Below are 12,437 nucleotides of genomic sequence, written 5' to 3'. Positions count from 1 at the left end.
AATTTAAGAAATTACTCCAGATCCTAATAATTCTTCATCCTCGTACCAGGCAACAAATTGGCCTTCGGTAATCGAATCTTGTGGATTCTCAAATACCACATACATTCCATGCTCGGTTTGATGGAGCGTCGCATCCTGCAAAGACTGTCGGTATCGAATTCTAGCTTTTACTTGTTTCGTTTCATCTGTTTGTAATCGTAAATCTTCACGAACCCAATGCACTTCATCGGCATTTATAAATAGCGCTTTTCGATAAATTCCGGGATGATTTTTTCCCTGCCCTGTATAGATTACATTGTCCTTTACATCAGTATCAATTACAAAAAGTGGTTCCGGTGTGCCTCCTACGGCTAAACCTTTACGCTGACCTTTAGTAAAATAATGCGCACCCTGATGTTTACCCACAACTTTTCCATCAGTAGGTTGATATTGGTGTTTTTGAGCAAGAAATTTTAATTCTTCAATTTTAGATTCAAATTCAGGAATATCATTTTTATAGGTGTCGATATCCGATTTAATTTCTACAATATTACCTTCTTTAGCTTTTAATTTTTGCTGAAGAAAATCTGGAAGACGTACTTTTCCTATAAAACAAAGTCCTTGTGAGTCTTTCTTATCTGCTGTAACTAATTCTTGTTCTGTAGCGATTCTTCGAACCTCAGATTTCTGAAGTTCGCCAATAGGGAATAAGGTTTTAGAAATTTGATCCTGAGTTAATTGACAAAGAAAATAAGACTGATCTTTATTATTATCTTTTCCTGCTAAAAGTTGATAGGTAGTTTCCCCATTCGCCTCAAATTCTGCTTTTCGGCAATAATGACCAGTAGCCACATAATCTGCGCCTAGAGACAAAGCGATCTTCATAAAAACATCAAACTTAATCTCACGATTGCACAGAACATCTGGGTTAGGTGTTCTACCACGTTCGTATTCATTGAACATGTAATCTACAATACGCTCTTTGTATTGCTCGCTTAGATCTACCGTCTGGAATGGAATACCTAATTTTTCTGCAACAATCATTGCATCATTGCTATCTTCTAACCAAGGACATTCGTCTGAAATGGTAACCGAATCGTCATGCCAGTTCTTCATGAACAATCCAATAACCTCGTATCCCTGTTCTTTTAAAAGATATGCTGAAACACTACTGTCTACACCTCCCGAGAGTCCTACTACAACTTTTTTCATAGAAATTAAACTTGATAGATCAAGCCTTATTGGATTGATCGATTATAAAGTCGAAATAAAGTCTACAAAATTACGAAATAAAAAAAGGTGACGAAAGCCACCTTTATATTTGTCGCATTTTAAAATCTAAAAATCATAAAAAAATAGCTGATTTTAATCAATTTTGATCTTCGATACGTCTTCCGTTATCGTAATCGCCTTCTGCAACCCATTCGCCTGCCGGATTGTAATAGGTTTGGTGACCATCTAATTCTCCGTTTTTATAGTTCAAATCCTGTAAAAGCTGTCCATTATCAGCATAAATCTGGCTGCTTCCGTCTTTTATATCATTGGAGTAATTGGTTTTTTCACCAATCTTGCCATTTTTAAAATAAGTGGTTTGTAGACCATCTAATTTTCCATCTTTGTAAAATTCAGTCATCATTATTTGATCACTTTTGTGATGATAAATAGTCCATTTGCCCGTTCTTTTTTTATTCAGCATCATGCCCTCGCTAATAACTTCCCCCTTCTGAGTATAATATTTTACGGCAACCGAATCACTTCCGGTTTCAAAATCCATAATCGCACTTGGATGTTGGTCATAACCTTCCTTATAGAATTTAAATTTTCCGGTTTCTTTGCCATGATCAAAAGTTCCCTCAAATTTTGTTTGGTTTGTTCCTGGGAAATCGACTTTCCATAGGCCATCTCTTTTACCTTGGGCATCCTTTTGATTGGGGCCTTCCTGAGCACTTAGATTTTGAAATAATAATAAAAGTATTGTTGCTACAGCGGCTTTAGAAATAATAGTGTTTTTTAAATTAAGCGATGCGATCATAAATTAGGGTTTTCATATTAACAGATATTACGCAAATATTAATTAATCTCTGCTTATTTTAGTCTTTATCAAAAATTAATATTGATGAAATCTATGCTGAAATTATCAAAGATCGTACTATTTTTTGTTTTGTGTGAATCAATTTTGTCCTGTGGCACTTCAGATGATCCTGGTGATGTTATTATTCCTGAAAATACTATCAATAATTTCGTTTTGAATAATCCAAATTATTCAGTTTTGGCAACGGGTCTAAATCGTACAGGATTAGATTCCGTCTTAAATAGTACGCAGCAGTTTACCATTTTTGCGCCTAGTAATTCAGCATTTAATAGCTTTTTATCTGATAATGATTTTACCAATATTAATGATGTACCTTTAGATGAATTAGAAAATTATCTACGTTATCATCTTCAGCCGGGTGCTATAACATTGGATGAGTTTCCTGACGCCTATATAAGAAGTTTAGCGATAGGAAATGCTTCAGATCGGTTGCTAAGTATGTATACTTCTACAGCAGATGATAGTTTTTATATAAATAATGTAGCAGAAGTGGTAATCGCCCAAGCCAATATTGAACTTGATAATGGATATTTAAATCCTATTAATACATTTTTATCGTTACCTAGTATTACCGATTTTCTGTTGGTAAGTCAGGAAGATTCAGCGCTTAGTTTTTCTAGTTTGCTTTCAGCGAGTACTTCAGAAAATTATATAGAAGAGTTAAGATCTGAAAACGAAGTTTATACGGTCTTGCAAGCTTCAGAAGAAGCTATTCAAAACTTTTTATTAGCTAATGATTATCCGAGTATTAGTGATATTCCGCAGAATACATTAAATAATATAAGCGAAAATCACATTATTTCAGCAAAAAATATACGCACTGAAGCAATTGCTGATACATTGAATGTGACCGCCATCAGTGGTATAGTATTGAAATTTTACGAAGATAACGGACCGAAAATATTATTAGAAAACGAAGATATCGTTAATATAACTACGCCAAATATTCAGGCTGTAAATGGCGTAATTCAGGTAGTTGATCAAATAATAATTGAATAAGAAAATTCAATTTTAGGGAATAAAAAAGCCATTCGTAAAGAATGGCTTTTTTAATTTACTCAATATAAAGATTATTTCTTGTTTTTCTTTTGTTGTTCTTCAGCCTGCTCCATCATTTCCTGCATTTTTTTGGTAAACCTATTTTGCTTTTTAGGCTTCGCTTTATTAGCCTGAATTTTAGCATGTATTTTATCTTCGTCTACAATCACATTTTTGATTACTAACATAATACCAATAGTAATTAGGTTAGAGGTGAAGTAGTATAACGATAAACCACTGGCATAGTTATTAAAGAAAAATAACATCATTAGTGGCGATAGGTACATTAAGAACTTCATATTTGGCATTCCCGGTTGTTGATTCGCCTGCATGCTTTGCCCTGTAGTCATTTGCATATAGATAAAAATGGCTACAGAAGCTAATATTGGGAATAAACTAACGTGTTCTCCATAAAAAGGAATACGGAAAGGTAGTTCTGCTATGACATCATAGCTAGATAAATCGTCTGCCCAAAGAAAACTCTTCTGTCTTAATTGAAATGCACTGGGGAAAAACTGGAATAAAGCATAGAATACCGGAATCTGCATAAGCGCTGGTAAACAACCACTCATAGGGCTGGCACCTGCTTTGCTATACAGCTTCATTGTTTCCTGCTGCTTTTTCATCGCATTGTCCTTATACTTCTCATTAAGCTCATTGATCTCTGGGCGTAAAATTTTCATTTTAGCCTGAGATAGGTAAGACTTGTAAGTTACCGGAGAAAGTACAATTCTAACCACAATCGTCATTACGATAATAGCGATACCATAACTTGGTAAGAAGCTACTTAAGAAACCGAAGAATGGAATAAAAATATACTTATTAATCCATCCAAAAATTCCCCATCCTAAAGGAACAATTTCATCTAGGTTACGATCGTATTCTTTTAGAATTTTGTAATCTGTTGGGCCATAATACCAGTTCATATTATAGTTCAACTCACCACCTTGAAGTTCTAAAGGTGCACTGGCTGCAAAGGCCTTTGTGTATAAAGTATCTACTTCTTCATCTTCTACTAAATTCTTAGAATTGAATTTAGCGTTTTTAAAAGGAGTATCAGTTAATAAAATAGAACTGAAAAAGTGCTGCTTATAAGCGATGTAAGAAATATCCTCATCAATTTCTTCATCATCGCCATGACCTAGATCATCGTATTTGTCTTCCTCGTATTCGTAAGCTAATACGGTATATTTATTTTCGTAAGATATACTTTTAGAGTGACGATAAGCTTTTAAATCCCAATCAAGATTTATTGGTTGAGAGCTATTAAGAACGCTCGCTAAACCTTGAGAACGGATACTAAAATCCATCATATAATCCCCAGGTTTTAACGCATATCTATATTCTAGAAATTTACTCTCTGAAACTTTTAATTTCATCGAAAGAATCTCACTATCACCATTCTTAGATATACTTGGCTCGAAATACAAATTTTCTGTATCTAAAGTACGACCATCGGTAGTATTGAAATTAAGATTGAAATTAGCATTTCCATCCTTTACAAGATAAACAGGTATAGAGTCGTAAGTTTTATAATTTTTTAAAACAGCCTCTTTAATATAACCACCTTTATTAGAAACTTCCAGTCTTAAAACATCGTTTTCTATAACCGTAGTATTTTCTTTTGCTGAAGCTAAAGTAGCAGAATAACCAAAAGCACCAAGTCTATTTTGCGCCTGGGCCATTGCGGCAGAATCACTAACAACTGCATTGTTGTTTTCGTTTGCTAATTGCTGATTGCTGTTTGGAGTGTTTGTAACCTGCTCTGTAGCAGCTGGAGTATTTGTTTCTTCTTGTGGTTGCTCCATACTATTAGTATATAGCATCCAGATTAAAATTCCTCCAATTAAAATAAATCCAATAATGGATTGGATATCAATCTTCTTTTCTTCCATTCTAAATTCTTCCTAAAATCTTTAAATCCTGTTGAAGCTTTCCTTCTTTCGGATTTTTCTGAAATAACTTAATTAATGTTTTCTGCCTTTTTATTTTGATCTAGCAAAATGATTGTAGGTCAAAAAGATGACCATTAATCAAATAGATGTCAAAGTGGCATTATGATTTCTTTTTTGAATATTCGTAAGCAGCTTTTACAAAAGCCACGAATAGTGGATGCGGGCTTGCTACAGTACTTTTGTACTCTGGGTGATACTGCACGCCAACAAACCACGGGTGATCCTGAAGTTCAACTACTTCAACAAGTCCAGTTTCGGGATTAACACCCGTACTACGTAAACCTGCTTTATCTAATTGTTCTTTGTATTTATTATTGTACTCGTAACGATGTCTATGTCTTTCTTTTATGTCTGCAGTACCGTAAACATCGTGAATAATAGATTTATCACTCAAATGGCAATCCCATGCACCAAGTCGCATAGTCCCGCCCATGTGGGTAATATTTTTTTGTTCTTCCATGATGTCTATAACTGGATGTTTGGTCGTATCGTCCATCTCGGTAGAATTTGCTCCTTTAAGCTTTAAAACATTACGTGCAAACTCAATTACAGCCATTTGCATTCCTAAACAGATCCCTAGAAAAGGTAATCCATTCTCACGTGCAAATTGTACAGCATCAATTTTTCCCTCGATACCTCGTTCACCAAAACCAGGAGCAACTAATACAGCATCTAAATGAGAAATTTTATTTTTGATCGTATTCTCATTTATAAATTCTGAATGAATGCTTTCTACATTCACTTTCACCTCATTCTCTGCGCCTGCGTGAATAAATGACTCTAAAATTGACTTATATGAATCCTGAAGTTCCACATATTTCCCAATAAGACCAATTCTAACTTCGGCTTTTGGGTTTTTATGGCGGTCTAGAAATTTATTCCACTGTTCAAGATTTGGTGTAGTTTCGTCAGGTAATTCTAATTTTTTCAGCGTAACGGTATCCAGCCCTTCTTTCAGCATTAAATTAGGAACATCGTAAATGGTAGGCGCATCGATAGATTGTATCACCGCTTCTTGCCTAACATTACAAAAAATAGCTAATTTTCTACGAATATCGTCTGAAAGTTCGTGTTCTGTTCTACAAACCAGGATATCAGCTTTAAGTCCGCTTTCCATTAAGGTTTTTACGCTGTGCTGAGTTGGCTTTGTTTTAAGCTCACCAGCAGCAGATAAAAACGGAACTAATGTTAGATGAATTATTAAAGCATTATCATCTCCCAATTCCCATTTTAACTGGCGAACCGCTTCAATGTATGGTAAAGATTCGATATCCCCTACAGTTCCACCAATTTCAGTAATAACAATATCATATTCTTTTCTCTTCCCTAGAATTTGAATTCGTTCTTTGATTTCGTTGGTAATGTGAGGGACTACCTGTACAGTTTTACCTAAAAATTCTCCGCGGCGTTCTTTTTCAATAACACTTTGATAGATTCTTCCGGTAGTTACATTATTTGCCTGAGAGGTATTTACATTTAAAAAACGCTCGTAGTGACCAAGATCAAGATCGGTTTCTGCACCGTCTTCGGTTACATAACATTCGCCATGTTCGTAGGGATTAAGCGTACCAGGATCCACATTTATGTAAGGATCTAGTTTCTGAATAGTGGTTCTGAAGCCACGGGCTTGTAATAATTTTGCTAAAGATGCTGCGATTATCCCTTTTCCTAAAGAAGAGGAAACGCCACCGGTAACAAATATATACTTGGTTTCGGCCATTTTTTTTCGAGTGTTTGAAGCGTTCCAATTATTCAGGGCGCTAAATTACAAAGAAGAATAGAAAAACAGCTAAATTTAAAGCCTAATATTTAAGGATTCTTTAAGGCTTTTTAAATTCAGTGTTTTATGAGATTGAGTGAATTTCGAAACCATTTATCTCGGTTTTGGATATCTTTTTCGTATTTCTTTTAGTAAAATTTCCATACCATTCACTTTAAGTTCGTGAACTTGTCTTAATTGATTTCCGAATTTGCCTTCCGGGAAGCCCTTTTTATTGAACCATACATAATAGGGTTCTGGAATATCAGATAAGTACCAATCCTTGTATTTCCCGAATGGCATTTTTGTATATGCCAGCTTAAGTAATTCTTCCTGATTATCGTTCATATAAAAAAACCGCAAAGCTAATATTTAAACTTTGCGGTGTATAGGGATATATCAAAATTTTTAATCCATCTCTAAAAGTGGAGCCATTTTAATAAATTTAGTTTTATTGAGTGGTTTTACTACATAATCCATCACATAAGGATATTCTTTAGCTCTAGCGATATCAATTTCACTTGTACTTGAAGATAGAATTATAACTCTATTTTCTAAGCCTAAGTTTTGCATAGCATCCATAAATTCCCATCCAGACATGCCCGGCATATTTAGATCTAAAAGAATAATGGAATTTTGTACTTGTTTAACTTCCTCTAAAGCAATAAAAGCATCGGTGAAATCTTTTATATTCTCGATGTAACCTGCGTTTTGAAGTAGTTTTTTTGTGATGAAATTCGCAATAGGTTGATCATCAACTAAAATGATTGGGGTCATTTTTTATCTGCATTTAAGTGTATTAATTCTTTTGAGGCCATATCTATTACTTTTTTTACCACCTCGTCCATTTCCTCTGCCGATACTTTTAACATTGGCAGTAGTTCATTTCTACAGCTTTCATCATCCATGATATCAAATAATTCAATGATGCCTTGGATTCTTGATAAAGGCTCTTTTACATTATGGGCGTTAAGAACAGAAATTTTTAATAATTTTTTATTTTTTAGGGTAATTTCGTTCGTTCTTTTTCTAATAATTTCCTTCTGATTTCTATTTATTTCGTTTATTTCATTGTTTTGGACTTTAATAGTATTCAAAGCATCCTCAAGAATATTATTTTTTTTCGCCAGTTCTTTTTTTAGACTAATCTCTTTAAACTTAGCATCAAAACAATCTGCAGCTAATTTTAAAATTTCAATATCTCTAGTCGCGAAAGACCGGTTGTCATCGGCAATTAAGGAAATAAGCATTCTATGATCTCCTTTGTCGAATAACCAGGCCCAAAGCAATGGATTTTCAAGTGTTCCAGTATTTAACCTGTGATCGACAAGGTCATCTGGAATATTTGATGTTCTTACCGGTATGCCGGTATCTAATAATTTTTTATCCAAAGAATTAAGATCATCTAACTCTTTGTTTTTTACCACTATTTCATTTTTAGATAAAGAATATTCTATGAACTTATTTTGCTGCTCTATGGTTATCTTTAAAAGATGAAAATTGAGGATATATTTTAAATGCTTTTCAGCGACTGTTCCTACTTCATTTAAATTACTGCATCTATTAATCGCATTTGCAAATTTAGAATAGGCCTCATAGGTTATTCTATATAATTGCGAGGGGTTATTTTGAATAGATGCCATTATGAACTAGAAAGAAGACGTTATTCTGGAGTTTCTAATAATTCATTATCTATTTTAATTCCAGATACATCTGCAATGGTATTTAGCATATTTACGAGATCTGCTTGTGCCATTAGTTCTTGTATTTCAGCATTAGAAAAACCTACAGCTTCTAATTCAGCAAAATCTTCGTCTGAAATTTCACTGTGTTGAAGCGCTGCCTTGGTAACTATCGTTACGGCTTTTCTATAACTAGCCGGCATAGATGGAGAATTAATATTCTCTGTAGCTTTGAAGTTTTCCTCTTCAGAAATCATAGAACTCATACTATCTGCAAAAATACCGTGAGCATGAGAACAGTAATGACAACCTCTGGATTTTGAAACGTTATATATGATAAGCTGTTTAAGAACGTTAGGAACATCACCTTTCATCAAGGTGTTTTTCAATTTATTCCAGTTTCCTTCAAGAAGGGTAGCATTAGCTCCCTGGCATTTAAACCAGTTTAGAACAAAAGGCAATTGTAGGGTTTTCTTTGTGTCGTCGTAAATTGCTTGAACTTCTGTCGAAGCTTCATCATAAGATACGATAGGATATCTCGAGGTGTTTTGTTGAATAGAACTCATAAAAAAATTATAATTGCATGTACTAATACTTAAACCTCAGGGCTGTAAGTAAATATTATTGGCAAAATAAGTAAAAAAGCATTTAACAAAACATAAAATTAAAAATATTATAATTTTTTTAGCTATTACTGCTTATTACTCAAAGCGACATTTGTCATTCCCATTTTATTTGGCGTTAAAAATTTGATAAATGGAAGCCAATAAACGTAAGAGCTGCGTGGTTTTAATTATCTTCAAAATAAAATTAAATCGACCATAAAAATGGCTATAAGAGGATCAATAATTAAGAGTTTAATCGACTTAAGAGACACTATAGTTTCTGAACCAGATGCTTTTAAAGCGCAAAAAGACGTATTAGAAAATCTGCTTGAAAAAGCAAAAGAGACTTCTTTCGGGAAATTTTACGGATTTGCTGACATATTAGAAGCTGAAGATATAGAAAAATCTTTTACTGAAAAAGTACCTTATTTTGACTATAAAAAACTGAACGATCGCTGGTGGTCGCAAATTCATGAAGGTGCAGAAGATATTACCTGGCCGGGAAAACCAAATTATTTTGCATTAAGTTCTGGAACTACCGGAAAGTCCAGTAAAAGAATTCCGGTTACAGATGAGATGATAGAAAGCATAAGAAATGCCGGAATCAAACAAGTAGGAGCTCTAAGTAATTTTGATTTAGAACCTGAATTTTTTGAGAAGGGAATTATGATGTTGGGAAGTTCTACCGATTTGCAACATGAAGGAGATCACGAAGAAGGTGAAATTAGTGGAATAAGTGCCAGCAACATTCCTTTTTGGTTCCGTAGTTATTACAAACCGGGAGAAGAGATTTCTAAGATCGAAGATTGGGATGAGCGTGTAGAGCGTATTGCTGAAAATGCTAAAGATTGGGATATTGGAGCTTTAAGCGGTATACCTTCATGGATGGAGTTAATGCTGAAAAAAGTGATCGAGTATCACAATGTTGAAAATATTCATGAAATTTGGCCAAACTTGCAGGTTTACGCGAGTGGAGGAGTAGCATTTGAGCCGTACCAAAAAAGTTTTATGGCTTTAATGGGGAAGCCTATAAAAGTTATTGATACTTATTTGGCTTCTGAAGGATTTTTGGCACTACAAAGTAATCCAGATTCTCAAAGTATGAGACTTATTTTGGATAACGGAATATATTTTGAATTCGTTCCGTTTCAGCCAGAATACATTAATCAGGATGGTTCACTAACGGAAGATGCTCCAACCGTTCCTTTAGCAGATGTTGAAGAAGAAAAAGATTACGTGCTTTTAATTAGTACGGTTTCGGGAACATGGCGTTACATTATAGGTGATACTATTAAATTTACTGATAAAGAAAACTTCGAAATAAGAATAACCGGTAGGACTAAATTTTTTCTAAACGTTGTAGGTTCTCAGTTATCGGTAAACAAAATGAATGATGCCGTACAGGAATTAGAAGAAAAATTTGATATTAAAATCCCTGAATTTACTATTGCTGCTAAGCGATTTGAAGATGGTGAGTTCTATCACTCCTGGTATTTAGGAACCACGGCAGACAATTCTGACGAAGAATTGGCAGAAGCTTTAGATGATAGTCTTAAAAATGCCAATAAAAATTATGGAGTTGCCAGAGGCAAAGCTCTTAAGGGAGTTAAAGTAACTAAAGTACCGCCAGAGATTTTCCCAGAGTGGAGTGGAGCCAATAAAAAGAAAGGTGGCCAGGTAAAAATGGAAAAAGTAATGGACGAAGAGAAATTTGCAGAATTTGAAAAATTCGTGCAGAAGCAGTTAAATGAAAAAGATTAGATTCAATCTTTTTCATTTAGCTTTTCTTCTTTGATTTCATCAAGTTCTTCTACAAGCTCTACTATTTCTTCTTGAGAAAGGTAGAGCTTTTTTATTCTGTTTTTATATTTTTCTGAAAGGTTAGATTGATTCAATATAAAATCTTTTGTCGCGATAATATTTTCACCTAATCCATGATTTACTGCATATGTATCTGCAGTTCTTTCCGCTTCACGAATGTAATTTTTAGAAGTAAGATATCTAATACCAAACCATAATAGGTCTATACCACTACGATTTCTGTAATCCATTACATGACCAAGTTCATGCCCAATCCATCCAATTATAACTTCTGATGGTGCAGAGGTTACTGTAAAAACTTCGTCTTCGATTTCTATCTTTTCGTTGATAAAAATGTAATAAGATCTTTTTTTACGATTTTTAAAAATGCCCCAAAAACTGGGTTGTGCTTGCATAAAAGACTTTTTGATGTTCTTCTTAAATTTAAGCGTTATCGGGGTGTCTTTTAACTCTGGATAATGAGATAGCGCTACGTAGGCTTCTCTCCAAATTGTATCTGGTACAATTTTGTTGGTAAATTTTAAACTATCTTTTTGTTTCATGTGTTGGGCTTCACAAACGTTAGGCAAGATACAGCATAGCAATAAAAGAAGAGTTGCAATCCTAATTCGTGACTTCAATTTTTTTTGGTTCAATTTACGCAATGTCAGGATTTGTTAAAAGTAGCAGCTGTTAAATTGCGTTTAAAAATACTTCTATTCGGCCGATTAGCGCATAAAAAAAGCAGCAATTAAAAATTGCTGCTTTTTTATTTTCAAATCTATAGGTTTATTAACCCTGTTGCATCATTTTTTGCAAACGAGATTGTAGTTCTTGATCAGATTGTAACGCCATCGCTAATTTTTGGTAACGTTCTACGGTTAATCCCTGATCTTTAATTGTAGTTTCCATTTTCTTTTGAAAATCACCTTGCATGCTTTCTATTTCAGTTAAGATAGTTGCATGTTGATCTAGTTCTTCATCGGTTGCTTCAACTTCCTTATTTGGATCCTGGCTTGCTTGATGAATTTCATTGAATCGTTGTACATCCATACCACCATCCTGAACAGTTTTCATCATTTTTTGATTTACCTGTTGATTCATCATTCTTAAACCTTGATATGCTTTGGCAAATTTAGAAAGTTCAGCATCACTTACATCCACATCTACAGTTTGTTGTTGTTGCTGCGTTGTAGGTGTTTGAGCTACAGCAGCAGTCCCAGCCGTTAAGGCAAATGCGAAAAGTAAACCTGCAATCTTTTTTGACTTCAACATAAAATTTTGTCTTTTTCTTAAATTAATATCTCGTAAACCTATTATTAAATGTTTGGCATTCAAAATAATTTAGATTAAGAATCCATTCTTTTAGAAGATCTTAACATCCATTTTCAGCTAATGTTAATGCATAATTTTTAAATAAATTTACATTTTGCTAATTGCGATTATTGGATCGCAATCTCATTCTTTTTATTCAATTTTGATGCCAATCCGGCAAATATCAATTTTAGATAGCTTCAGTTAAGAAAA

General features: G+C 34.0%; 12 protein-coding genes. 2 read left to right on the top strand and 10 right to left on the bottom strand.

Going from position 1 to position 12,437, the window contains the following annotated elements:
- Positions 1 to 3: 3 nt before the first annotated feature.
- Positions 4 to 1,191 carry a tRNA 2-thiouridine(34) synthase MnmA gene (gene mnmA, locus QWY91_RS07790; protein ID WP_290233400.1) on the bottom strand — a complete coding sequence of 396 codons (1,188 nt, stop codon included), beginning with the start codon at positions 1,189 to 1,191 and terminating at the stop codon, positions 4 to 6.
- A gap of 157 nt (positions 1,192 to 1,348) precedes the next feature.
- Complete coding sequence (locus QWY91_RS07785; RefSeq protein WP_290233397.1) at positions 1,349 to 2,011, bottom strand: toxin-antitoxin system YwqK family antitoxin; 663 nt, start codon at positions 2,009 to 2,011, stop codon at positions 1,349 to 1,351.
- Positions 2,012 to 2,104: 93 nt separating this feature from the next.
- On the opposite strand from QWY91_RS07785, the gene QWY91_RS07780 reads away from it, so the two are divergent.
- Positions 2,105 to 3,070 carry a fasciclin domain-containing protein gene (locus QWY91_RS07780; RefSeq protein ID WP_290233395.1) on the top strand — a complete coding sequence of 322 codons (966 nt, stop codon included), beginning with the start codon at positions 2,105 to 2,107 and terminating at the stop codon, positions 3,068 to 3,070.
- Positions 3,071 to 3,141: 71 nt separating this feature from the next.
- Here QWY91_RS07780 and yidC read toward each other — a convergent pair whose 3' ends face one another.
- From yidC to QWY91_RS07750, 6 genes are all read right to left on the bottom strand, one after another.
- Positions 3,142 to 5,004, bottom strand: a complete 1,863-nt coding sequence (gene yidC, locus QWY91_RS07775) for a membrane protein insertase YidC (protein ID WP_290233391.1) — start codon at positions 5,002 to 5,004, stop codon at positions 3,142 to 3,144.
- Between the two features lie 160 nt (positions 5,005 to 5,164).
- Positions 5,165 to 6,784 (bottom strand): CTP synthase, encoded by a 1,620-nt coding sequence (gene pyrG, locus QWY91_RS07770; protein ID WP_290233389.1) that lies wholly within the window; start codon positions 6,782 to 6,784, stop codon positions 5,165 to 5,167.
- 153 nt (positions 6,785 to 6,937) lie between these two features.
- Positions 6,938 to 7,186 (bottom strand): DUF3820 family protein, encoded by a 249-nt coding sequence (locus QWY91_RS07765; protein ID WP_386270406.1) that lies wholly within the window; start codon positions 7,184 to 7,186, stop codon positions 6,938 to 6,940.
- 45 nt (positions 7,187 to 7,231) lie between these two features.
- Positions 7,232 to 7,600 (bottom strand): response regulator, encoded by a 369-nt coding sequence (locus QWY91_RS07760; protein WP_290233387.1) that lies wholly within the window; start codon positions 7,598 to 7,600, stop codon positions 7,232 to 7,234.
- Entirely contained in the window at positions 7,597 to 8,466 is an 870-nt protein-coding gene (locus QWY91_RS07755; RefSeq protein WP_290233385.1) for a histidine kinase, read from the bottom strand. The genes QWY91_RS07760 and QWY91_RS07755 overlap by 4 nt, the downstream gene beginning before the upstream one ends.
- 20 nt (positions 8,467 to 8,486) lie before the next feature.
- The gene (locus QWY91_RS07750; protein ID WP_290233381.1) at positions 8,487 to 9,071 is read right to left on the bottom strand and encodes a carboxymuconolactone decarboxylase family protein; all 585 of its coding nucleotides are present in this window, start codon (positions 9,069 to 9,071) and stop codon (positions 8,487 to 8,489) included.
- 261 nt (positions 9,072 to 9,332) lie between these two features.
- Between QWY91_RS07750 and QWY91_RS07745 the strand changes: the two genes are divergently transcribed.
- Positions 9,333 to 10,871, top strand: a complete 1,539-nt coding sequence (locus QWY91_RS07745) for a GH3 family acyl-acid amido synthetase (RefSeq protein WP_290233379.1) — start codon at positions 9,333 to 9,335, stop codon at positions 10,869 to 10,871.
- Positions 10,872 to 10,873: 2 nt separating this feature from the next.
- Here the strand turns inward: QWY91_RS07745 and QWY91_RS07740 are convergent, their stop codons facing one another.
- Together QWY91_RS07740 and QWY91_RS07735 are read right to left on the bottom strand one after the other, a co-directional pair.
- A complete protein-coding gene (locus QWY91_RS07740) occupies positions 10,874 to 11,473 on the bottom strand; it encodes a M48 family metalloprotease (protein ID WP_290233377.1) in 600 nt (199 codons plus the stop codon).
- Between the two features lie 229 nt (positions 11,474 to 11,702).
- Positions 11,703 to 12,185, bottom strand: a complete 483-nt coding sequence (locus QWY91_RS07735; RefSeq protein WP_290233372.1) for a DUF4168 domain-containing protein — start codon at positions 12,183 to 12,185, stop codon at positions 11,703 to 11,705.
- Positions 12,186 to 12,437 lie beyond the last annotated feature (252 nt).

It is taken from the genome of Zunongwangia endophytica, from assembly GCF_030409505.1.
GTDB classification, from domain to species: Bacteria; Bacteroidota; Bacteroidia; order Flavobacteriales; family Flavobacteriaceae; genus Zunongwangia; species Zunongwangia endophytica.
Note: the sequence above shows the minus strand (reverse complement) of the source record. Positions and strands in the feature narration are given on the sequence as shown.

Excerpts from the sequence above, each read along its gene's own strand:
- mnmA (WP_290233400.1), bottom strand. The coding sequence starts at position 1,191 with ATGAAAAAAGTTGTAGTAGGACTCTCGGGAGGTGTAGACAGTAGTGTT.
- QWY91_RS07785 (WP_290233397.1), bottom strand. The coding sequence starts at position 2,011 with ATGATCGCATCGCTTAATTTAAAAAACACTATTATTTCTAAAGCCGCT.
- QWY91_RS07780 (WP_290233395.1), top strand. The coding sequence starts at position 2,105 with ATGCTGAAATTATCAAAGATCGTACTATTTTTTGTTTTGTGTGAATCA.
- yidC (WP_290233391.1), bottom strand. The coding sequence starts at position 5,004 with ATGGAAGAAAAGAAGATTGATATCCAATCCATTATTGGATTTATTTTA.
- pyrG (WP_290233389.1), bottom strand. The coding sequence starts at position 6,784 with ATGGCCGAAACCAAGTATATATTTGTTACCGGTGGCGTTTCCTCTTCT.
- QWY91_RS07760 (WP_290233387.1), bottom strand. The coding sequence starts at position 7,600 with ATGACCCCAATCATTTTAGTTGATGATCAACCTATTGCGAATTTCATC.
- QWY91_RS07755 (WP_290233385.1), bottom strand. The coding sequence starts at position 8,466 with ATGGCATCTATTCAAAATAACCCCTCGCAATTATATAGAATAACCTAT.
- QWY91_RS07750 (WP_290233381.1), bottom strand. The coding sequence starts at position 9,071 with ATGAGTTCTATTCAACAAAACACCTCGAGATATCCTATCGTATCTTAT.
- QWY91_RS07745 (WP_290233379.1), top strand. The coding sequence starts at position 9,333 with ATGGCTATAAGAGGATCAATAATTAAGAGTTTAATCGACTTAAGAGAC.
- QWY91_RS07740 (WP_290233377.1), bottom strand. The coding sequence starts at position 11,473 with ATGAAACAAAAAGATAGTTTAAAATTTACCAACAAAATTGTACCAGAT.
- QWY91_RS07735 (WP_290233372.1), bottom strand. The coding sequence starts at position 12,185 with ATGTTGAAGTCAAAAAAGATTGCAGGTTTACTTTTCGCATTTGCCTTA.